Genomic DNA, 22,873 nt, shown 5'->3' on the forward strand with positions numbered 1-22,873 from the left:
AACGTTACTTCTCCATAAAATTGGTTCATTATCAATAGCTTATCATAGACATGCGCTTCTTTACCAATTATATAGGCGATACAATCAATATATTAAAAAACTGACAACTATTTTACTACACAGTTGTTAAGCAATCATCACATGAATTAGCTTATCCAACGCTAAATATAAAAACGTAGGTTATGGATGCGAAAGGGACCCAAAGCTTCTGGAATGAAAAGTGGACACCAATTGTGTTTGAAGGAATTGAGAACCCTCCTCATTATGAGGTTTCAAATTATGGCAGGTTGCGCAGTTTTCAGTCTTCCTCTACAACACCCCCCAATACTTTTTCGGGAAAAACACCTGGCAAACCAATAAAAGGGTCCGTTATTCAGGGGTATCGGTCGCTTAATATTCGCTCTGGAGGGAAAACCTTCAACCGCTACGTCCATAAACTAGTTGCTGAACAGTTTCTAAAACGTGAAAACGCCGATCAGACGTTTGTGATTCACGTTGATCATGATAAGCAGAATAACTATTATCAGAACCTGAAATGGGTCACGAAAGATGAAATGATTGAGCACAATCGGAATAATCCTAGTCTCAAAAACCGGCAATTGCCCCGCCAGACCCGCAATTACAAACTCACTGAGAGTAAGGTTAAAATCATTAAAAAGCTGCTACTTAACGACAAAAACAGGTTGAAAATGATTGCCAAGCAGTTTGGTATCACCCACACGCAACTAAACCGTATCCGATCCGGCGAAAACTGGAAGCATGTTACGATTGAGTAGCGGGTAATGATCGTCATAAAATTGTCAGGAGTTGTCAAGATCTGTCAGGTATAGTTACTTGACGATACCTGACAGATCTTGACAACTCCTGACAATTTAATAGTTCACCGATTCGCCAACCATCGGCCCAGGCACGCCAGCTAAGGGAAGTGACACAAAAAATGAGGTACCCACATCTTCGGTGGTTTCAAACCAAATGGTACCTCCTGCATGTTCAACTCCTCGCTTGGCAATGGCTAAGCCTAGCCCCGAACCGCCCCGTTTGGTACTAAAATTAGGGAGAAAAACTTTACTCTGAATGGCCTCTGGAATGCCTGCTCCGTTATCATGAATTTCGATCTGAACTGCATCGCTATTGGTGTACAACTTCAAATCAATAACAGCTTTTCGCTCCGGCGGTACAGATTGAATCGCATTGATCAGCAAATTGGTCAGGATACGGCCAATGAGCTGTCGATCGCCAACAACCATAACCGGACCTGACGTAATGTCCCGTCGAAGGGTAATTCGTTTATCATCGCCGTATAAATCGGCAGTTTTGTTGAATACGCCTGCCACTTCAAAAACCTCCTTCTTCGGCAGGGGCATTTTGGCAAATTCCGAAAACGACGTAGCAATATCACTCAGGTTGTCAATTTGATCCAGCAGTGAATCAAACGTCCGCAGAATAATCCGACGAGCGGGGTCATTGGCTCCAGCCGATGAATCCTTCGCATTAGGAAACGTCCGTTGCAGATGTTGCAACGTAAGCTTCATAGGCGTGAGGGGGTTTTTGATTTCGTGAGCCACTTGCTTGGCCATCTCGCGCCAGGCCGATTGTTTTTCGGTTTGAGCCAGTGCCTGCTTGCTTTCTTCCAGCTTCAAAAGCATACGGTTATACTCTTGAATAAGCAATCCAATTTCGTCGTCCGATTGCCAGGGCAATGGATCATTAGGCAGCTCAAGATTCGTTTTCCTGATTTTCTGCGTCAACAACCGAAGCGGCTTCGTCAGCATGTGCGATGCGAAGTAGGATAATATCAGGAAGAATAAAAATAGAGCGGTAAAAATGCTTAGCGAGGTTGCAATGACCTCAATAATTTTCCGATCAAGTTCTGGCTGCGCATAAAAATAAGGAATGCTCAACACGCCCAACAAGCGGCCATCGTATGATTTAATGCCTGCATAGGCCGTTCGATATTGCTTACTACCCAGTGATTCATCGAGCAATATTTGGTTCTCCTTATCCTCAATAATATGAATGTAAGCCTCCGGATTAATCCGTTTGGATAAATAACCGCTTTCGTAAATAAGGGGTCGGGTCGATGTATACAACTGCCCCTTCGTGTCGAACAGATTGATATCAATATTGGCGTCTCGGGCAATTTTGCCTAACTCCTCCTCCATCGACGCTTTACTACGCTTTTTCGTATACAGGTGCTCGTCCAGATACGCTAGAAAATTGGTCGCAATATTTCGCGTGTTGCTGATGTAGGTATTCTTCTGATTATCAACGTAGTTAGAACTGATGACCCCTAGAATGATAAGAATCACAAAGATCAGCGGTAGAAAGAAGGCCAGATTCAGCAAAATCTGAATCCGGGTCGAGTAATTAATATTGAACTTGGAGAAGCGGTAATTTATGGCGTAACCCAAAATGACCAGAATCACCGTCAGCACCAGTAACAGATACAGAAAGGAGAAATTGGAAAAGATATTTCGGAAGGGATACTCAGGCGAAGAAACGACAACAATATGCCCATCGCGACCACGCTGAGCAATGTGATGATACTTGTTACTCGAGATCCCAGTACTAAACAGAGTTGGATTGTCGAGCAACGACAAATCAAGCCTCCGATCATAATTATAACTCCCTGGTCCACTATAAAGCAACCGATGCTTCGCAGGACCAAACGACGAATTACCTAAAGCTGGTCCCGAAAAGAAGGCATAGCTATATTCCTGTGTATCTGAATTTTGCGTAAACTTTGTATCGACCAACAATTCAGGATAAACGCTTTTAGGCCGTTCATTACGCAACCGTAAATCCAACACGACATAACCTAATGTATCACTCTGGAAAGCGCCTTGCGAACGAACCAGATTCGGCCTGGGAATAGCTACGAAACATACATATTGTTTAACAAACTGGTTACCAAGCTCATTAACGAAATATACGCCTGAATACTCAGTTTTGTAATTCGGTTGTCGATAACGACTCGTCAGAGTGCTCAGCGAAATAGGATTTGGGCTGATGTCCAGCGGTCGCCCATTGGCTCGAAAGGAAAATACCTCGATATCGTATTTATCAAAATACTTATCCAGGTGCAAACTCTTCACCCGCTGTTGAATCCGTTCCCGCACCAACAACGTGTCGGATTGTAAAGAATGGGCAATTTCAGTATCCTTTTGAATCGATTCCTGAGCCTTACTCATCAGAAATTCTCCAAACACATCGTTTTCGGCCAGAAGCTGCGTAGCAAACTCCTGTTCATGATTCAGCTGTTTTCTAATTTCCTGATTGTAAACCACATAGGCTGTCATGACAGCGCATATGAAGGCCGCCAGAAACAGATAAATGGAGGTTTTGTAGCGAAATGTGTATAAAGTCTTCGGTAGCTGGCTTATATAAATAAGCAGGAAATAAAGTCCATTCAGCAGGAACACACTATCTAATGTCCCACCCAGAATAAGCCAAACCCCGCCACTTAGCACGGTGCCTGCCACAATTAGCAACAAGCCAGCCCCAATATTACTGCCCCGATTATACCGCAGAAAAAGGCTGCCCAGCAAATGAGTGATCAAAAAGTAAATGCAGGAAATGGTTATGAAAACCACCAGGCAAACTATTTTCAGAAACGAAAAATGGATGTTAAGGGTGATGTCGAGCGTAAACTGAGACTTCTCGTAAATATTATTCAACTCGACATAGCACAGTGCAAAAACCAGGTAACTGCCAACTACACAGCCTACCGATAAGACTAATTTTAGCCAGTGAGGCTGGCGTAGTAGCAACATATAGGTTTTTGAGCGGTAGTAATACCTAACCCAATAGAAGGCCAATATGGTAACGACTAATGCATTGAGTAACAGATCGCCCAGAGATGGAACCAGAATAGACGAGGCATAATACTTGGGATTAAACAGATCTGTTTCGATGAATAAAAACGGGACACCGAAGTAGAGCATCACTGCCCTAAGGAGCAATAAGTAGGCAGCCAACCCAACAAAGCCCCATTCATAATGACGTTCCTTTCGAAGCCGGAACATCAGTTGCAGAACGTAAAGACCGAGAAAAACAATAAATAATGTAGCCAGAATAACCGTATTGACTGGCGTTGAATGATTACGATAAGCGTCGACCTTGGGCGGCTCTACCGAAAACAAGAAGGCCGAACTATTGTCATAAATTGCCTGATATGTATTTTGTCGTTTATCGATAACCGACTTAGGGTCAAGGGCAAATATATCCGGGTTATAACCCGATTGCAGATACGCATTACTGCTATGGTAGTATCGATAAATATTGACTAACGAAAATACATCCAGTACCTCTGCCCCGACAGATACACGACGGTGGCTAACAATGTATCTACCCTGTTCAAAATTAATCAGCTTGGGAGTCGTGGTGACATAGGCAAGCTGACTATAGTCTGGAATAAACCGATAATCTGACCAATAGACTAATTGTTTGGCCTGAAATACGAAATAAGGATAGTGGGTAGGTAGTTTAAATAAATTGGTGAACGTTGATTTAGGATTGCGCTTCAGTAAGTCAGCTACGCTATCCAGATCAGTATCACTGATCTTCATTTCATCTTTCACCCGCTGCTGAACAGCACTTACATATTGTTCATCCGTAGCACCAGGGGCATTCTGTTCCAGTAAGAAGAAGCATAAAATAGCTAATCCTCCAGCCAGTACTGCCAGTAGCAGAAAAATATGTTTCTCGATACGCTTCACAAAATGGGTAGTATTGTCTTAGTCAAAAACAATCCCTAAAATCATGCCAAGTTTTTTACTAGTTAGTTAATCGATTCACACTGACTACTTATCATTTCTCCACTACCGGTTTATCGACTGTGTAGCCGCCGGTTTCATAGCCAATTTCAGCACCCAATACATAAAGTAAATGCTTCCGATCAATAATGACCCGCACGCCTTCTACGTTATACACTTCGTCGGTCGGGCCAGGCAAATCAAACCCTAATAACCAGGATGATCCGCAGCCTCCTCCGCGTACACCAACGCGCAATCCGTACTCGCCGGGAATTTTATTAGCCTGTAATGTGTCCAGAATCTGTTGACGCGCTTCAGGCCGAACGTATACAGGATTGTCAATTGTCAGCATAAAATACAATAAACCCTTTTTTCAAAATTACCCATTTTTACGGAACAACGTTCCCTCTCTCTATGGATCTATTGAGCGACTTTTTGAAACTGATTGTACCCGCCGGCCTGGTATTATACGGTATGTACCTCACCGTGAAACTCTTACTGGAGCGTGAAGCCGATCGTCATAAATACGATGTACAAGCCCGCTACACCGAAACTGTTGTACCGATTCGATTGCAAGCTTATGAACGCATGACTCTGTTTCTGGAACGTATTAGCCCTAATAATTTATTGTTGCGATTAGGCGGCAGTTCGACAACTGTGCTGGAGTTTCAGCAACGGCTTCTGCACGAGATTCGGGAAGAGTATAATCACAATCTATCTCAGCAAGTGTATATGAGTCAAGCTATCTGGGATCAGATTCAGGCTGCGATGAACGACGTAATGACCCTTGTCAATCAGGCATCGGGCGACACCCAACCCGACGCACCGGCACTTGAACTATCGAAGCGAATTTTCGAACGAATTATTCAGCGCGATAAGCAGCCCACTTCCGAAGCCCTCCATGCCCTGAAGGCAGAGATTCAGGCAATGTTTATGTGATTTGTAGCGCGGACATCCTGTCCGCGCTACACTAAAACACACCTGCCGAAACCATCAGTGCTTTTTGTAAGGCTGCTTGATTGATTGGAAGGGCTATCCCTTCGCTCCCGAGTGTTTGGATGATTTCTTCAGTAGGCAAATTACCCGTCAGGTCGTCAGCTGCCATGGGGCACCCCCCAAAACCTCGTAACGCGCCATCTATTCGCTGTACGCCCGCTCGTACAACAGCGCGCACTTTGGCATCGGCTTCGCCCGGACGAGCGTGCAAGTGAGCCCCAAATTCGACAGTTGGAAAGGCTTCGATTAGGTGCTTAAAAAGTACTTCAATTGATTCGGGGGTCGATGAGCCAACAGTATCTGAGGGAGCAATTATTGAAATGCCTAATTCCACCAGCCTGGTCGTAAACTGACTTGCTAATTCAGGGCTGTAGGGATCACCATAGGGATTACCAAAACCCATCGACAAGTAAACAACCAACTGCTTACCTGCGTCAAGGCACACCTTCTGAATATCGGCCACTTCGGCAAAAGCCTGCGCTATTGTCTTGTTTGTGTTACGCTGCTGAAAGGTTTCTGAAATTGACAGCGGAAAACCGATGTATTGGATTTGCGGATAGGCAGCAGCCTGCTCGGCGCCACGCAGGTTAGCAACAATAGCCAGCAGTTTCGTTTTGGTTTTCGACAGAGTAAGCCCGGCTAATACTTCAGCCGTATCGCGTAGTTGCGGAATTGCTTTGGGCGACACGAAACTCCCAAAATCGAGGGTATCGAAGCCAACCTGAAGCAAGGTGTTCAGGTATTGAATTTTGAGGTCTGTTGGCACAAAATGAGTCAACCCCTGCATGGCATCGCGTGGGCACTCTATAAGTTTCATCGGCGAGCTTGTTGACGCATGATTATGGCCAGCACAACCATCACAATAGCGCAGATGGCTAATCCACCCGCTTCGCGCGCCATTTCGATGTTCATGCTCCGCATACCTACTTCACTAAACAAAAATCCTTCGAATTTTGGTGGCCACTGATAAACAGCCGCGCCGATATAAATACCACCCAATATGGCAAAAACCCACCATTCGCCAACATTCGCATAAGCCATAAAACAGGCTATGGCAGCGACCCCATAAATAGGAATCCAGATCTGTGGGTCTGGGTCATTGTACTGTACGGCGGCAAATAAAATGAAGAGTATGCCAAAGGTGATCAAAAGGATTTTACGCATAATCGTTATCTAGTCAATAGTGGTCCGTCAATAGCGTTCATTCTACTCGTCTAATCAACTATTGACTGACCATTATTGACTAGCGACTTACTTACAATATTCCGCCACAGCTGTAGCCGCATCGGCATAGCCCAATACCTGAGCCTGTTTTAAGTTAAGGCAACCATTTTCGCGGGCATTCTGCAACAATTGTGCAATGCCCAACCCATAAAATGCCTTCCCAAATTTCGGGTCCGCTTTCACGGCTTTTAGAAAATCGTCAGTGGCCCCAGCAAGTTCTTTTTGCTGAAACCGCAAGTTCCCTCGATTGTATAAAGCGAGTGCATTGGTCGAATCTAACGTTATGGCCTGCGAAAAATCCGTCAAGGCAGGTTGCGTCTGCCCCTGTGTTGCAAATAACTGCCCACGATTCAGAAATAGTTCGGCACTGATGCTGCGGCTGGTATCTGGGGCAAATCGAATGGCATCCGAATAATCTTTTAAGGCGCCGGGCAAATCATTTTGGGCCACTTTCAGTAATCCCCGATTGTAATAAGGCCGGTAAAAATCGGGGGCTAGCTTAATGGCCTGATCGTAATCAAGGGCAGCATTGGCGTATTCTTTTAACTCAAAATAAGCAACCCCTCTTGAATTAAATGCTTCAGAGTTGTCGGCATCAGACTCGATTGCCTGATTCAGCACCTGTACTGCTTCCCGAAATTTACCTTCTTTTAAATAAGTCCTTCCCTGTTCAACATAATTATCGGATGAGTTGCATGCGGACAAAATGAATAATGTAAAATGAATAATGTAGAATGATAATCGCTTCATTAGCTGAGGTTTTGGTTTTCAGTATTCGGTTTACGGTGGGTTGCCGATGGTACCAATGCGTCAGCCCACCGTAAACCGAATACTGAAAATTTTAAACTTTAAAACTTAATTTGGACAAAGGTACGTGTGAAATTTGGTCGTTTGACGAACAATTGCTTAACTTTGCATCGGCAAATCGGTGCTACCAGCTCCTGCTGAATCCCCCAGGTCTTGACCGAAGCAAGGGTAGGTGGTCGTAGCGGTGAGACATTGGTTTGCCATTTTTTATTTCCGCCCAGTGCGGTTATGCTGTTTAGCGGGTTATGCGTTTAGCTGTATCAGACCGCTAAATTCTCTAACTAAGATGGACCTGCTTAGCCAACTCACCACTTCCTTTCAGAATTCATTTCATACCGATCCGTTGTTGATTTGCTCACCTGGTCGTGTTAATCTCATTGGCGAACATACCGATTATAACGAAGGGTTTGTTCTTCCAGCTGCCATCGACAAAGCAATTTACCTAGCCGTTGGCCCTCGTTCAGACAATGAGCTGCATTTCGTAGCCCATGATTTGAACAAAACCTACCAAGGTTCTCTCGACAACCTGATTCCGACAACTACCTGGGCCGATTATTTACTGGGGACAGTTGCCCAATTTCGGCTTTCAGGTCATGAGGTCGGTGGTTTTAACTGCGTTTTTGGCGGTACAATTCCAATGGGTGCGGGGCTATCGTCATCGGCAGCTCTTGAAAATGGCGTTGGTTTTGCCCTCAACGAATTATTCAACCTGGGGCTTGATCGTATAACCTTACTCAAATTCTCGCAACGCGCCGAAAACGACTTTGTTGGCGCGAAAGTTGGAATTATGGATATGTTTGCGAGTATGATGGGCAAAGCTGATCATGTTATTAAGCTCGACTGCCGATCGCTCGAATACACCTATGCTCCTTTACAAATGGATGGCATCAGTATTGTCCTCTGCGATTCACGAGTGAAACATTCTCTGGTGACTTCAGAATACAACACACGTCGTTCAGAATGTGAAGCGGGCGTTCGTTTTCTCCAAACGTTTTATCCTGAAATCAAGAGTCTGCGCGATGTAACGATGCCAATGCTGGACCAACATCTTCGTGATGCAGAGCCATTAATTTATCGGCGATGTGCCTACGTAGTACAGGAAAATCAGCGCCTGCTTGATGGCGTAGCCGCACTCGAAGCCAATGATATTGCTACGTTTGGGCAACTGATGTACGGTTCTCATGAAGGGTTAAGCGAATGGTATGAAGTTAGTTGCCCCGAATTAGATATACTGGTGGACATTGCCCGGCAGCATCCGGGTGTACTAGGTGCTCGTATGATGGGCGGAGGTTTTGGCGGGTGTACTATCAATCTGGTGCGCGAAGAGGCCATTGATACATTTACGAGCCTGATTATGAAACAATACAAAGCCCAAACGGGTAAAGATACGTACCTTCACGTCTGCAAAATCCAAAACGGAACGAGTGTAGTTAGCAAGGCAGTAGATCATAATAAGTAAATGGACTAAAAAACAGCTTATAGATTTACTGACCATAGACAATTAATTAACTCTATTTTACCATGAAATTTTTCATTGACACAGCCAATCTGGCTGACATTAAAGAAGCCCAGGAAATGGGTATTCTTGACGGCGTTACAACCAACCCTTCGTTAATGGCCAAAGAAGGTATTACGGGCAAAGACAGCGTAATGCGCCATTATAAGCAAATCTGCGAAATCGTTCAAAGTGACGTAAGCGCGGAGGTTATCTCAACTACCTACGATGAGATGATTAAAGAGGGCGAAGAATTGGCTGATATCGACGAGAACATCGTGGTAAAGGTGCCAATGAGTGGCGATAGCATCAAAGCCATCAAATATTTCTCGGAAAAAGGCATTCGTACCAACTGTACATTAGTATTCTCGGCCGGTCAGGCTTTGTTGGCTGCTAAAGCTGGTGCTACCTATGTATCGCCGTTCGTAGGCCGTTTGGACGATATTTCGACGGATGGTATGGCTCTGATCGAGCAAATCGTAAATATCTACACGAACTACGGATATACAACTGAAGTATTGGCCGCATCGGTACGTCACCCAATGCACGTTATTCAGTGTGCCGAAATCGGTGCAGATGTTATGACCGCTCCTTTGGGCGTTATTAAAATGTTGCTCAATCATCCTCTGACTGACAGTGGTCTTGCCAAATTCCTGGCCGATCACGCGAAAGCTGAGAAAAAATAAAATTGAATTACAATTTACGGTTTACGATGTGCGATTTGTCGTTATACATCGTAAACCGTAAATCGTAAATCGTAAATCCCTATGTTTTCCACAGAATCCGTCCTTACGCTCGACCATGCCGATATTTATCAGGACAAAAAACTGGTATTAGGCGATGTATCGTTTCAGATCAATAAGGGTGATTTTGCCTATCTTATTGGGCGAACTGGTAGTGGAAAAACATCTTTATTAAAAACATTGTACGCCGATTTGTGGCTTCAGAATGGCAAAGGGCTTGTCGCTGGTTATCCACTCGACTCGCTCAAACCCCGCGATATTCCGCAGCTCCGCCGAAAAATTGGCATCGTTTTTCAGGACTTTCAATTATTTTTTGATCGTACTGTAGAAGACAACCTGAAGTTCGTTCTGAAAGCCACTGGCTGGAACAACAAGGTTGATATGAACAACCGCATTGCTGATGTGCTCATGCAGGTTGGCCTGGGAACAGCCCAGAAAAAAATGCCTCACCAACTCTCAGGCGGTGAACAACAACGCGTTGTGATTGCCCGTGCCATGCTGAATGAACCCCTCATTCTCATTGCCGATGAACCTACCGGAAACCTTGATCCGGCGGTATCCGACCAAATTATGAAAGTGTTTCAGGCAATCAATAATGCCGGAACCGCTGTGCTCATGGCTACGCACAACTACGACCTTCTTAACAAATATCCCGCCCGCGTATTGCGCTGTCAGGATGGGCAGGTTGTCGAACTAGGTGGTTAATTCAATCGTAGACTATAAGTAAGGAGGCTGATCTGGATTCTTTAGACGGGATAAACCCCGGCTTTATGCATCTTCGTCGTCGTCATTTCCTAAGCACGCTTACAGCGCTTACTGGAATTTCTTTGCTCCCAGAAACTAAATTAGTCCAGGCCAAAGCCGCAGTAAAGCCATACCCGATTGCCTGCAATTCCTATAGCTGGCTTACTTTCTACGGACGGCAGGGAAAAACCTGGATGGCTGATCCCGATGCGTCATTGAGCGAACTGACTCAATCTGGCTTAACGGCCTATGAACCAGCAATTAACTCCGCCGAAGAAGTCACCAAACTCATCCCACTGTTAAAAAAATATAAGCTGGCAATGCCTTCTTTATACGTTAACAGCACATTGCATCAAGCAGCTGAGGCCCAAAAATCCATTGATACGGTCCTGGCCATTGCTGAGGCTGCCCGCCCAATTGGAACCAGTATTTTTGTAACCAACCCTAGCCCAATTAAGTGGGGCAGTAACGACGATAAATCAGATGCCGAGTTGGTTGAGCAGGCCCGTAACCTGGATCGTCTGGGAGCAGAGCTACGGAAACGTGATATCACGCTAGCTTATCATACGCACGCGCCCGAACACCGGCAGGCCGCCCGTGAGTTTCACCATATGCTTCTCGCAACCGATCCTAAAAACGTATCCCTTTGTTTAGATGCGCACTGGGTATATCGAGGGTCGGGGAATTCGCAAGTGGCGTTATTCGATGTGATAAAATTGTACGGTAAACGCATCGTCGAGGTTCATATTCGGCAATCGCGCGAGGGAATTTGGCAAGAAACGTTTGGAAAGGGTGATATTGATTACCAACGTCTTACCACCGATTTGAAAGCAATCAATAGCCGCCCATTGCTGGTTCTGGAACAATGCCTGGAGAAAGGATCGCCAAATACAATGGGGCCAGTAGAAGCGCATAAGCAAGACCTGACTTATGCTAAAACCTTTTTCTCAGGGTTGCTAGGCTACTGAAACAAACCGTTCAATTGACAGTTATTCATCCGTATGCTGCACAACGCAGTGTATTCATAAATAACCAAGTCAATTAAACTCACGTTATCATTATGCAACCCAATATAGGCCTTGAAAAAGATGTTCTTAAACAGGACAATACCCTACTAAACGACTTTTTGTCTGATCTACACGTACTCTATATTAAAACCCGCAAATACCACTGGAACGTCGCAGGGCCGAATTTCATGGAATATCATAAATTCTTTGAAAGCCAGTACAAAGCTATTGAAGCCGAAATTGATGAAGTAGCCGAGCGTATCCGACAGTTAGGGGGAACCCCTTTGGCTACTATGGCCGAGTTTATTCATAACACCAGCCTGAAAGAAGATTCAGGCAAGCCTAAAGACACGGCTGACATGTTCAGGAATCTCTTATCAGACCATGAACAGATTGTTCGCGAGCTTCGTGACGATGTTGAAAAGTGTGATGAGGAATTAAAAGACGCTGGTACCGCTGACTTTTTGACGGGTCTGATGGAAGCTCATGAAGCTATGGCCTGGATGCTACGGAAGTATCTTTCGTAGTTTTAATGAATAATGGATAATGATCAATGGGTAATGGCAAAAAGCCTTATATTCATTTTTCATTATCCATTATTCATCAATTTCATATCGTGCCCAAATCTCTTTCTCTCCGTTCAGGTCTCGGCAGTATTTTATTTTGGTCGGTTATCTCAGCCGCATTTATTGGTCCCGGTTCCGTTACTGCCTGCGCTATTGCTGGTTCGAAATATGGGCTCCAACTACTCTGGGTACTTACCTTTGCCACACTTGGCACTGTCTGGCTGCAAGAAGCCGCAGCACGCATTACCATTGCTACCGGACAAGATTTAGGACAGGTTATTTCCCAGACATACACTGGAGTAAAAGGACGCTGGGTATCCTGGGTTTTATTTTTAGCTATTTTTTTAGGTTGTGCTGCGTACCAGGCCGGGAATATTTTGGGAGCAGTATCTGGGCTGGCTTTACTTACCGGGCTACCAGTTCCTGCTTTAACGGTTGGTATCGGGTTAGTTTGCATCGGTCTGTTATGGATTGGATCAACCCAAAATTTGGCCAATTTTCTGGGTTTGATTGTCTTTGCCATGGGCGGGGCCTTTGTGTATGTAGCCTTCGGAACGCCTGTTACGCCCTCTCAATTAACCAAGTCTTTGCTCACACCCAGCTTTCCAGATGGCTCATTGCTGCTAATTAATAGCCTGATTGGAACGACGATAGTCCCCTACAATTTATTTTTTGGTTCAAGTATTGTGCCTGGTCAGTCGCTTAGCGAAATGCGACTCGGCATTTGGGTTGCCGTTGTATTAGGTGGCATTATCTCGGTGGTATTATTATTAGCTGGCCTGCTTATCCCTACTGATTTTTCGTATCCGCACATGGCGCAAGTTCTAACGGACAGCCTGGGTTCATGGGCTGGCTCTTTGTTCGCCTTTGGCTTATTAGCAGCCGGATTTGCCTCTTCCTTAACGGCTCCACTAGCAGCAGCTGTAACGGCACAAAGCCTACTGGGTGTTCAAAAGAATTCGCCTGTTTACCGTGGCATCTGGATCGTCGTGATGCTTACAGGAGTGACCTTTGGCTTGCTAAATGTTACGCCAATTCCCGTAATTGTTGCCGTACAGGCCATTAATGGTATCCTCCTCCCCTTCGTAACCATTTTTCTGTTTGTTGCTGTTAATAATCGAACGTTGCTGGGTAAATACCGCAACTCATTGGCCCAAAACGTTGCAATGGGGTCTATCGTATTAGTTACTGCCATACTGGGGTTATGGAATGTCTGGCTGGCATTTCAGTCATAAAACGAAAAGGAGTGGACACGCAGTTGGCGCCCACTCCTTTTCATTTATATCGTCAGCTATTTATTTCTTCTTTTGAACCTCACGCTCTAACTGTTCAATTCGCTTCTGTTGCTCAATCAAACGAAGAGTCATTTCTTCGTTCTGCTTTACTAACGTAGCCAGCAACTTTGTTAAATCGACGCCCTCTTTTACCATCTCGGTGGCACTCGGAATACCTGGAAGGTGTTTGTTCTGCTGAACGTATTTCTCGACTTCTGTCAACGATGGAAGCTTATAAGATGGCGCAAACACGTAGTCGGCCCATTGGTTTTCCGAGGCAGGTTGTACGTGCATGGCTACAGTCGAAAGCCTTCCAGATAAGGTAACATCACCTTTATCATTAACGGTCAGGAATTTACTAGCCGTTGCATCGCTCGTCGGCGAGCTCGCTGTCATATTTGTCAAACGAAGGCCACTACGCCCATCCGTACCAGCGGTGAGTTCCAGTCGATTCTGTGGCGACGATGTGCCAATACCAACATTTACATTATTCCCCAAAACCATTGCGTTGCTGCTCAACACGCGCGCATTAGCGCCTATAGCTGTGGCATTAGAAAGCCCTACGCCAACGCCAACTGCATTAGCGCCCAGCAATGTATTATCCTGACCATCCACCGTTTCGAAACCTGAATTGGGGCCAATAATAAGGTTACGATTACCACGCTGATTGTTTTGCCCAGCATTATAACCAATAAAAACATTATCACTGCCGTCAACATTTAAGCTACCTGACTCAACACCAACGAAGGTATTATGGCTTCCACTGGTATTAGGGAAACCTGCTTTATAGCCAAAATAGGTATTGTACGAGCCTGCTGCATTCTTTTGCCCAGCCATACTACCCATGAATGTATTGTATGTGCCGGTGCCGCCAACTGTAGCTGTTGTGCTTTGGCCAATAAACAGATTATTGTTGCCATTAGGTGACTGAAAACTAACCACCTGGTTGTCAGGAGTAATAATCTGGCTTTGCGCCAATGTCTTCGTCGCGAAGCTAGTGGTCAATACAAGTAAAGTAAAAGTAACGTGTTTCATAGATAAATCTGGCTATGGAAATAATGACTAAATATAGCAATTTTCGTTCCGTTTTTTACTCGTCAAGTAAATTACAATGAACTGAAATACAGAGCCCAAAGATAAAAATTTGAATATGAATTTCTAGCTAATCTATACCTTAATCCGTTAAGCATAAACAAATTATACTCAGTTTGTTTTATAGTACAGAGTCTTTTTGGATGACTTCAGCTCAGTGATCAACAGTTTTCCATTCTCCACGTAATACTTTGCGGAAGGCACCTCCTGCATCTGCCCGTTCACCCGCAACCGAACGCAGAATAAATTACCTTTCGTGAACCATCGTGCCCCTGCCGCTGCCAACTGCGCATAAAGAGTCGAATTGCCTTTGCCCGAAGATTGCACCGAGACGCCTGCTCCACTAGCATAACCCGACGAGCCACCATCCCCAAACGTACCATCGGCTTTCAGAACCATAATGGACGATGTGCTTCCATAAAAGCCGCCATCAGTGCTTCCTCCTCCATAATTGCTGGATGTTTGCCAGGCACCAACCAAAGCAGGATCGCGGTATAAACCATCAGCAGAAGCTGTTGAATTTGAAGGTGCCGCTCTCGTATCTCCAGGCTTCTCTCCTGTGTTGGCACGCGTCAACGTTCCCGACATAGTTACGTTCCCGTTTTGACCAAGCTTAACTAAAAGCTGACCATTGAGTAGGGTGGTTTCAAATTGAAATATAGATCCGTCAGCAGGATAAGTTGCCGTACCTTGCGCTTTCGTATTTGTTGTTGTTCCTTGCAGTTGGTATTGATCGACACGCTCACCAGCTCGAATCTGAAGTTCGCCATTGATCTGCTGGCCATTCGCTTTCCAAAGAATGGCGCTCTGCAACGCTATTGCCGAGTTGGCAGGTGAACCCAGCGTACCCGTCCATGTACCACTTATCCCCTGCCCTAAAAGTCGACTACTGGTTAATAGAGCAAAGACGAGAAAAATATAATCATAACGTTTCATAGATGGCTCGATTAGTATGGATTAGCAGTTTAACGAGCTTAATTTGCTATGATTAATCTGTTGATTGGCAACAATTTGCCAATGTTTTATTTATCGGTAGGTAGCGCTGGATTTCTTATTAAAACTAATATGTTCTTACTGAAACGGAATCACTTGATTCCGTAACTTTACCGAAAAGAACATCGATTTATCTGCTTCAATTCGTACAACTCATGAAGCTTCTTTCTACCCTCACCTATACCCTGGCCGCTGGTTTGCTGGTTAGTACACTGAATAGTTGTTCGCCAGCCTTAACTAGTGCTTATCGACTTGAACCAGTTTCGGGCGATGTGGCACAGATAGATGGTCGGCCAGTGACCAAAGCCGAGCAAAATGGCGTGGGTGTCGTGGCTTCGTTTGAGCACGAAGATCTGGAGTTTATTACCCTGGATATAGAGATCAAGAACCGAACTGATCACCCCATTGATGTCAATCCAGCCGATTTTCACTTTGTGGCACTAGGCGCTGAACAAGATACCCTCTCCGACCTCCAACATCCGAATACGATCCTGGCCCGTTCGGCTGCTGATCCTGCTTATGAGGCTAGTCGTATGACTATAAAGCGTAAGGAAGAAGAAAAACGACTGAAGCGGGCTAAAGCATTTAATACAATTTTGATGGTGGCAGCTATTGCATCGGATGTTTCGTCCTCAAACAATAGTCGTTCCTATCGTGAATATACAAACAATCGAGTTGTTCATGGCCTTGCTTATCAAGGCATTGCGGTTAAGCGTGCCGTCGATTATAGCACCTTTGCCAATCGGATGCAACGATATGATTATGAAGAGTATCGCTGGCGGGAATTAGCCTTGAAAGCTACTACGGTGGCACCCGGCGAATCGGTACGTGGACTTGTTTATTTCCCCAAAGTTCAATCGGCGAAGTACCTGGCTATCAATTATAGTTTACCAGAACAGGCTACTGTTCCTTTGCTATTCAAACAGGATCTGGTTCAACAAAAAAATAGCCGCAAGCGACGTTAAGTAGGTTCAAAGCACCCTGCTACCAGTCGTCGTCATCATCTTCAAACGCCTGTTGTGCGCGCTGTAGCTCCTGTAACGTCTTTAAATTATTCTGCACTTTAGCCAGAGCTATTCCTTTTTCATATAATTCTGCGGCCTTATCTCGTTCGTCCAACTCCGCATACAAAGAAGCCGCATGATAATAGGTAGGCAGATAATCGGGATTTTCCTGAAGTAGCTGGTCAAAATAAATACGCGCCTGCTCAGGTCGACTATTTATATATTCCATAGCCAGGGCATAAACATTGAATGGATTCCCCGGTTCTTCTTCTATAAACTGCCTTAATAACTGAATACGGTCGTTGTTCATACTTTCGAGAAAAATAGTATGCAAGCATACCATTTTTTTAAGATTGTTTGTACTTTTGAATCGTAAAATTAGTCAACAGTTGTTAGGAGGTAGTTATTGTCAAATGACTATCTACCGGCAGCTATTGACTACAGACTAGTCACTACAAAACCCGAATAAGCATGAAAATATTAGTGTGTGTGACAAGTGTGCCTGACACTACCACCAAAATTGCCTTTACCGACAATAAAACAAAGCTCAACAAGGCAGGCGTAACGTTTATTACCGGCCCATACGATGACTATGCCTTAGCACGGGCTGTTGAACTCAAAGAAAAAACGGGAGCATCGATCACGGTTTTGAACGTTGGGCAGGCTGATTCAGAACCAGTTATTCGCAAATGTCTGGCTATTGGTGCCGACGATGCCATTCGTGTCAATGCTGAGCCAACAGATGCCTATTTCGTAGCCGAGCAAATAGCAGCTATTGCCAAAGAAAATAGTTACGACCTGATTTTAATGGGCCGCGAATCTATCGATTATAATGGGGGCCAGGTTCATGGTATCGTTGGAGAAATGCTTGGTATTCCTTCGATCTCACCCGTTATGCTCCTTGATCTGGACGGTGATACCGCCCGAATTACGCGCGAAATTGAAGGTGGTAAAGAAGGTTTAGAAGCTAAGTTACCTTTAGTACTAGGCTGCCAGGAACCCATTGCTGAGTGGAAAATCCCCAACATGCGTGGTATTATGACTGCTCGTACCAAACCTCTTAAAGTAGTGGAGCCAACTGGAACTGATACGCTTACTACCGTTGCCAGTTATGAATTACCTGCCCCTCGTGGCGCGGTAAAAATGATTCCGGCCGACGAAGCCGAAAAGCTCATCCAACTTCTCCATACCGAAGCTAAAGTAATTTAAACCGAGTCATAAAATTGTAGAGTTATCAAGCACAACCTTATAACTCTGCAACCAGGAAACTCTTTAACTTTTCAAAAAATGTCAGTCCTCATATTTGCCGAATTAGACGAAGGTAAGATCAAAAAATCCTCGCAGGAAGCTATCTTCTACGGGGCCAAAGTGGCCCAGATGACGGGTACAACTGCAACTGCTATTATTATTGGAGCTGCTGATGAGTCAGAACTAGCTTTAGCTGGGCGCTTTGGAGCAACAAACGTGCTACATGCTACCGATGCTAAATTAAACGAACCCAACGGCATGGCTTACGCTACGGTAGTGGCTGCAGCCGTTCAGCAGGAAGGAAGCAAGGTTATCGTTCTTGCTAAATCATCGCTCGCCGATGCCATGACGGCTCGCTTAGCGGGTAAACTCAAAGCGGGCCTGGCTGCAAACGTAATCTCACTTCCTGATCTATCGAATGGTTTTCAGGTGAAGAGCAGTATCTATACAGGTAAAGCATTTGCCTATAACGACTTGAAAGCTGATGTAAAAATTTTGGCGATCAAGAAAAATACCATTACGCCAGAAGAAACCGATGCTACGGCTTCAGTCAAAGCATTTACGCCTGCATTAAATGAAGCTGATTTCGCCATTTCGGTAAAAAGTACAGAGAAATCTTCGGGCGATATTCTCCTTCCAGAAGCCGACTTAGTGGTATCAGCTGGACGGGGATTGAAAGGGCCTGAGAATTGGGGCATTGTTGAAGATTTGGCTAAAGCGCTTCATGCGGCAACTGCCTGCTCTAAACCGGTATCTGATCTGGATTGGCGTCCTCACTCTGAACACGTAGGTCAGACAGGGCTTAAAATCAGCCCTAACTTATACATTGCCTGCGGTATTTCCGGCGCTATACAACATTTGGCGGGTGTAAACTCCTCGAAGGTAATTGTTGTTATCAATAAGGATGCCGACGCTCCTTTCTTCAAATCGGCGGATTATGGTATCGTTGGTGATGTATTCGACGTGCTGCCCCGCCTGACGAAAGCCGTGAAGGCGCTTTAGTCTATTGTCAGTCATTCGTTTTTATTGAAAACTTATGCTTACTGATGGCTATAGACGAATGACCTAAGGCTAAAAATTGCTATTTTCGCACCGTGGATAAGATTAAGCTGGAAATATTAGGACTATCACCCAGCCAGTCGCAATCGGGCTCGTTTGCACTGGTGTTAGGTGAAGAATATGGCAACCGACGATTGCCTATCATCATTGGCATGTTTGAAGCACAGGCCATTGCAATCGAAATTGAGAAGATTGTTCCGAACCGACCAATGACTCATGATTTGTTCAAGCAGTTTGCGGAACAATTTAAGTTTACGGTCCGCGAGATCATGATTTCTGATCTTAGAGAAGGAATTTTCTTTGCAAAAATCGTTTGTTTCGATGGCGTTCGGGAGTCTGTTATTGATGCTCGTCCATCGGATGCCATTGCGATTGGTATTCGTTTCGACGTTCCTATCTATACGAATGAGTCGATTCTGTCGGAAGCGGGTATTACAGCCAGTGGTAATGACGAAGAAGAGCAAGAGGAACTTGTACGTTCTCCGAATCGCCCGTCAACGCGATCATTTGGCGACCAGCTAAAAAATGCCTCATCGGAAGAACTCCAGCACATGCTCGAAGAAGCACTTGGCAATGAAGAGTATGAGCGGGCTGCCAAGATTCGCGATGAAATGAGTAAACGTAATTAATAGTCTCATCTTAAATAAATACAGAAAGCCATCTTAGTAAGATGGCTTTCTTCCGTTTTAGGGGAAATTAAAAGCGACTCTTTACTTCCGTCTTTTCTTCCTGACAACTAATTCCTTATAGCCAAATACCGGGTCTACCTCTCGGGAATACGTTATGTCGGTCATTACACCAACCACCAGCTCCGCAGTCGTATAAATTTTGCATCCTTCCATTAGATGACCACCTAGTGTCCGGCCAGTTGAATCAGCTACCGATAGGTGTATATGACTCCCATTCGTTGAGAGTGTTCCTACTAATGAAACAATCTCAAAATGCCCTTTCCATACGCTTGGTTCTGACTGATTAGCCAATCGTAGGCTCACATCAGTTAAACTACCCACACAAGTTAATATGGCGCCAGCTTCGATACGCTCCTGTCGTATAAAAGCATCTAATTCCTTTTTTAAGTCATGACCTGGCCGTAAGCGGAACGAGTACGTCTGCATTATTGTCGAAATAACCGGGGAATTAGCAGGATAGGATTGAGCATTAAGTATATCCATAGAACCGTAGAACAATATAATCAGGATAAAAAAGCGCATCTGTTAACTGAGTTGAATCTTAGTTGAATTGATAGTATAGAAATCGAAGCATCAATTATTTGACTGAAAGACGACAATTTCTTGATTTCATCTCCTCTACAATAGCTATTCAATAAAAAAACCGGAAGCGTTGGCTCCCGGTTTTTTCACTAGTGTATGACTTGGTTATTCAACTCCGAACATTACATCTGAACGGCGACCGCTGTTACCAGCCCGGCGTGCTTTTTTCTTAGCAGGCGCTGGTGGAGCAAGTAATTTAGCTTTCTGATCATCTGTCAGTGGCTTCAGGTCAGTGATCGTGTAGCTGTTATCGCTGATCGTTGTGTTGAAGCTACCCACAGTTTGTTCAGGCTGACCGTTGCATGGCAGTTTCGTAACGGTAAACACTGCGCGGAAGTATTGAACCTGTGGACGTACACGGCGACCTTTGAAGCGGATAGCGTTACCACTTTCAATTTTCGCTTTCTCAGCTTGTAGCTGTTGAGCTAAGCCACCTGGTAGTTCGTTCAGGTTCAGAATAACCGTATTCGTATCGAACTCAACCACGTTGTCGGCCAGACGACGGTTCAAACCACGGTAACGTAGGCGGGTAACTGTGTCACCAACTGAGGTAACCGTACCGTTACAGTAACAAACGTTAGCAATTTCGCGGGTGTATGGTGTGCGGTAATACACTTCCAGACGCTCCAGACGGTGACGGTATTCGCACTCAGGCTGAACAATGTTTCTTGGACGAACGCTAGAGAAGCTTGTTGTTACAACCTCACTCATACAAGTACCACACTTAGCTGTTTGCTTGTTGTGAACTGTTACGTAGTAGAAACCTGGATTCAGTTGACCATTCGAGAAATAAGCAGCTGGGAATGGCAGCGACGTATCTGTTGTATTTTCCAATTGTGCAATTACTTGATCCGTGTTACCTGCTACGACTGAATCTGGACGATAATACAAACGAGCTGTAAAGGTTTCATTTTTCGGATTCGGAGTCGTGCTGCGCCAGCTGATAACTGGGGCGGTAGCGGCTGTGTTAACAGGAGCGCTGCTGCCGTCGGTATAAGCCAGTGATGCACCTTTGAGCGAAGCACCATTGAACTGAACGTTCAACTCAGGAATCTGTTCGCAAGTTGGGCAGGACACAGGAGCTTTGGGGATAAGTTTCTTCTGAACAAATCCTTTCCGAACGGCTAGTCCAACGGTAAAGCCACCATGCTTACGTTTAAATTCATACAACTGATCATCAACACCATTTACAATCAGGTAATTGAGTTGTGTGATGAACCCTTGTCCCTGCAGACCAATGTTCCAGTTATTTTTCAACGGGAAGAAGATTGCTAAAGACCCTAATGCACCCAAATGGTACAGATTCGAGCTGGGGTTAACCGACCGAATAAGTCCACCACCGTCTACAAATGAAGGTACTGCAGGCAGCGTTAATGTCGATGGCGTATAAGCTGAAATGGTAGCAGCCTCTGTACGGAACAGACCACCTCGGGCAGCTGCTTCGATGAAGGTTACTGCATCTGGGTTTTTACGACTACGAGCAAGCGTGAACTGAAGTACAGGACCAACTGTGATGAACATATCTTCAGAAGCTCTCTGACGAATTGTCACTTGAGAACTATTGAAACCACGTGCTGCAGCCAGGCTGTAAAGATAATCCCGGTAAATGCTACGAGTAATATAGTTACCATATCCCAAAGCTGCTCCTAATCCAAAACGAAGCCGACGGGTTGCTGGTGTCAAATAATAATCTGCATTAGCCGTGATGTTAAATCCAGCGCCATTATAGAGGGTATTGTCCCGTTTATTTGGCCCAAAAGTATTTTCCCAAGTACCGCAATAAGCGAAGTTAGGACCAGCATACAAGCCCACTCGCCAGGGAGATAATCGCCGTACTAGAATAAACGTCTGAAAGGTTGTGTCGCAGTCATCAAGTTCAGCCACATCACTGGCCTGCGCTTTGAAATCACTTCTACGCAGGGTGTCCGTGTAAATACCTTTCCCTAAACGGTAGATATTCTCACGTACATAATTCCCGCTGGAAGTTGTTGTAGCGGGTTGAACCCGGACTGAATCAGCCCGTTGAGCAAGGCTAATAGATGGTATTGCAAAACTTAGCAACACGAGTCCAGCCAGCATCCTCAGGGGGTGTTGTTGGATAAATGTTCGCATATTTATTGAGTTAATTTGACGCAATGATTCCGATTAAACTTTTACTCTTCCAAATACGATTGTAGAAACTTAGGGAACGGTTCAAGCTATATAACCACAGGCTTATTCCGCTATGTAAACTAAGCACTTCTACAGAAAGGTTAACTTACAACCTTAACGTATATGCTATATGACTAACTTCTCGGCTAAATGTTTCTTAAACTTTACAAAAAAAAATTACCAGCTGCATTTAACCGAAAAATTTCCCTAAAAATGAAGCCGAACGAATCATACAATCGTTCCGATTACAACCTCATTTGATGGCTAATTAGCTCCAAATGGGCATTGCGCTTTCATTTTTTCTGCAATGTTAAGGCCGAATTGCAAAAGTCAATTCATACTTTCCATTTTTTTTAAGTACCCGTCATCAATATTATACTAGCCTAACAGGCTAAATACTTTATTTACTGAATACAGGTCTTACAATAAGCTTGTAAACAACTTT

The 22,873-nt window shown here is 44.7% G+C and carries 22 protein-coding genes; 12 read left to right on the top strand and 10 right to left on the bottom strand.

Going from position 1 to position 22,873, the window contains the following annotated elements:
* Positions 1 to 182: 182 nt before the first annotated feature.
* Complete coding sequence (locus H3H32_RS19715; RefSeq protein WP_182457369.1) at positions 183 to 776, top strand: HNH endonuclease; 594 nt, start codon at positions 183 to 185, stop codon at positions 774 to 776.
* A gap of 96 nt (positions 777 to 872) precedes the next feature.
* Here the strand turns inward: H3H32_RS19715 and H3H32_RS19720 are convergent, their stop codons facing one another.
* Together H3H32_RS19720 and H3H32_RS19725 are read right to left on the bottom strand one after the other, a co-directional pair.
* Entirely contained in the window at positions 873 to 4,718 is a 3,846-nt protein-coding gene (locus tag H3H32_RS19720) for a sensor histidine kinase (protein ID WP_182457370.1), read from the bottom strand.
* A gap of 91 nt (positions 4,719 to 4,809) precedes the next feature.
* Entirely contained in the window at positions 4,810 to 5,106 is a 297-nt protein-coding gene (locus H3H32_RS19725) for an iron-sulfur cluster assembly accessory protein (protein WP_182457371.1), read from the bottom strand.
* A 62-nt stretch (positions 5,107 to 5,168) separates the two neighbouring features.
* Here H3H32_RS19725 and H3H32_RS19730 point away from each other — a divergent pair, with 62 nt between their 5' ends.
* Complete coding sequence (locus tag H3H32_RS19730) at positions 5,169 to 5,693, top strand: DUF7935 family protein (RefSeq protein WP_182457372.1); 525 nt, start codon at positions 5,169 to 5,171, stop codon at positions 5,691 to 5,693.
* A 31-nt stretch (positions 5,694 to 5,724) separates the two neighbouring features.
* Here H3H32_RS19730 and H3H32_RS19735 read toward each other — a convergent pair whose 3' ends face one another.
* From H3H32_RS19735 to H3H32_RS19745, 3 genes are all read right to left on the bottom strand, one after another.
* Entirely contained in the window at positions 5,725 to 6,567 is an 843-nt protein-coding gene (locus tag H3H32_RS19735) for a hydroxymethylglutaryl-CoA lyase (RefSeq protein WP_182457373.1), read from the bottom strand.
* Entirely contained in the window at positions 6,564 to 6,914 is a 351-nt protein-coding gene (locus tag H3H32_RS19740; RefSeq protein ID WP_182457374.1) for a transmembrane 220 family protein, read from the bottom strand. The genes H3H32_RS19735 and H3H32_RS19740 overlap by 4 nt, the downstream gene beginning before the upstream one ends.
* Positions 6,915 to 7,001: 87 nt before the next feature.
* Complete coding sequence (locus tag H3H32_RS19745) at positions 7,002 to 7,724, bottom strand: tetratricopeptide repeat protein (RefSeq protein WP_182457375.1); 723 nt, start codon at positions 7,722 to 7,724, stop codon at positions 7,002 to 7,004.
* A gap of 343 nt (positions 7,725 to 8,067) precedes the next feature.
* On the opposite strand from H3H32_RS19745, the gene galK reads away from it, so the two are divergent.
* From galK to H3H32_RS19775, 6 genes are all read left to right on the top strand, one after another.
* Positions 8,068 to 9,240, top strand: a complete 1,173-nt coding sequence (gene galK, locus H3H32_RS19750) for a galactokinase (protein WP_182457376.1) — start codon at positions 8,068 to 8,070, stop codon at positions 9,238 to 9,240.
* A gap of 62 nt (positions 9,241 to 9,302) precedes the next feature.
* Entirely contained in the window at positions 9,303 to 9,962 is a 660-nt protein-coding gene (gene fsa, locus H3H32_RS19755; protein WP_182457377.1) for a fructose-6-phosphate aldolase, read from the top strand.
* Positions 9,963 to 10,043: 81 nt separating this feature from the next.
* On the top strand, positions 10,044 to 10,724 hold the full coding sequence (locus tag H3H32_RS19760; protein ID WP_182457378.1) for a cell division ATP-binding protein FtsE: 681 nt from the start codon (positions 10,044 to 10,046) through the stop codon (positions 10,722 to 10,724).
* Between the two features lie 65 nt (positions 10,725 to 10,789).
* Complete coding sequence (locus H3H32_RS19765) at positions 10,790 to 11,731, top strand: sugar phosphate isomerase/epimerase family protein (protein WP_182457379.1); 942 nt, start codon at positions 10,790 to 10,792, stop codon at positions 11,729 to 11,731.
* A 92-nt stretch (positions 11,732 to 11,823) separates the two neighbouring features.
* Complete coding sequence (locus H3H32_RS19770) at positions 11,824 to 12,297, top strand: Dps family protein (RefSeq protein ID WP_182457380.1); 474 nt, start codon at positions 11,824 to 11,826, stop codon at positions 12,295 to 12,297.
* A gap of 89 nt (positions 12,298 to 12,386) precedes the next feature.
* Entirely contained in the window at positions 12,387 to 13,571 is a 1,185-nt protein-coding gene (locus H3H32_RS19775) for an Nramp family divalent metal transporter (protein WP_240543418.1), read from the top strand.
* A 60-nt stretch (positions 13,572 to 13,631) separates the two neighbouring features.
* On the opposite strand, the gene H3H32_RS19780 is transcribed toward H3H32_RS19775, so the two are convergent.
* Both H3H32_RS19780 and H3H32_RS19785 read right to left on the bottom strand, forming a co-directional pair.
* Positions 13,632 to 14,645: a hypothetical protein gene (locus H3H32_RS19780; protein WP_182457382.1), complete on the bottom strand. Its 1,014-nt coding sequence runs from the start codon at positions 14,643 to 14,645 to the stop codon at positions 13,632 to 13,634.
* 168 nt (positions 14,646 to 14,813) lie between these two features.
* The gene (locus tag H3H32_RS19785) at positions 14,814 to 15,638 is read right to left on the bottom strand and encodes a hypothetical protein (protein WP_182457383.1); all 825 of its coding nucleotides are present in this window, start codon (positions 15,636 to 15,638) and stop codon (positions 14,814 to 14,816) included.
* Between the two features lie 212 nt (positions 15,639 to 15,850).
* On the opposite strand from H3H32_RS19785, the gene H3H32_RS19790 reads away from it, so the two are divergent.
* The gene (locus H3H32_RS19790) at positions 15,851 to 16,660 is read left to right on the top strand and encodes a hypothetical protein (protein WP_182457384.1); all 810 of its coding nucleotides are present in this window, start codon (positions 15,851 to 15,853) and stop codon (positions 16,658 to 16,660) included.
* A gap of 19 nt (positions 16,661 to 16,679) precedes the next feature.
* Here H3H32_RS19790 and H3H32_RS19795 read toward each other — a convergent pair whose 3' ends face one another.
* Entirely contained in the window at positions 16,680 to 17,009 is a 330-nt protein-coding gene (locus H3H32_RS19795; RefSeq protein WP_182457385.1) for a tetratricopeptide repeat protein, read from the bottom strand.
* 161 nt (positions 17,010 to 17,170) lie between these two features.
* On the opposite strand from H3H32_RS19795, the gene H3H32_RS19800 reads away from it, so the two are divergent.
* From H3H32_RS19800 to H3H32_RS19810, 3 genes are all read left to right on the top strand, one after another.
* Positions 17,171 to 17,908: an electron transfer flavoprotein subunit beta/FixA family protein gene (locus H3H32_RS19800; protein ID WP_182457386.1), complete on the top strand. Its 738-nt coding sequence runs from the start codon at positions 17,171 to 17,173 to the stop codon at positions 17,906 to 17,908.
* Positions 17,909 to 17,986: 78 nt separating this feature from the next.
* A complete protein-coding gene (locus tag H3H32_RS19805; RefSeq protein WP_182457387.1) occupies positions 17,987 to 18,949 on the top strand; it encodes an electron transfer flavoprotein subunit alpha/FixB family protein in 963 nt (320 codons plus the stop codon).
* A 92-nt stretch (positions 18,950 to 19,041) separates the two neighbouring features.
* On the top strand, positions 19,042 to 19,635 hold the full coding sequence (locus H3H32_RS19810) for a bifunctional nuclease family protein (RefSeq protein WP_182457388.1): 594 nt from the start codon (positions 19,042 to 19,044) through the stop codon (positions 19,633 to 19,635).
* 81 nt (positions 19,636 to 19,716) lie between these two features.
* Here H3H32_RS19810 and H3H32_RS19815 read toward each other — a convergent pair whose 3' ends face one another.
* Together H3H32_RS19815 and H3H32_RS19820 are read right to left on the bottom strand one after the other, a co-directional pair.
* A complete protein-coding gene (locus tag H3H32_RS19815; protein WP_182457389.1) occupies positions 19,717 to 20,217 on the bottom strand; it encodes a PPC domain-containing DNA-binding protein in 501 nt (166 codons plus the stop codon).
* Positions 20,218 to 20,382: 165 nt separating this feature from the next.
* Positions 20,383 to 22,356 carry a hypothetical protein gene (locus tag H3H32_RS19820; protein WP_182464409.1) on the bottom strand — a complete coding sequence of 658 codons (1,974 nt, stop codon included), beginning with the start codon at positions 22,354 to 22,356 and terminating at the stop codon, positions 20,383 to 20,385.
* Positions 22,357 to 22,873: the final 517 nt, after the last annotated feature.

It is taken from the genome of Spirosoma foliorum (genome assembly GCF_014117325.1).
In the GTDB taxonomy this organism is placed as follows: domain Bacteria; phylum Bacteroidota; class Bacteroidia; order Cytophagales; family Spirosomataceae; genus Spirosoma; species Spirosoma foliorum.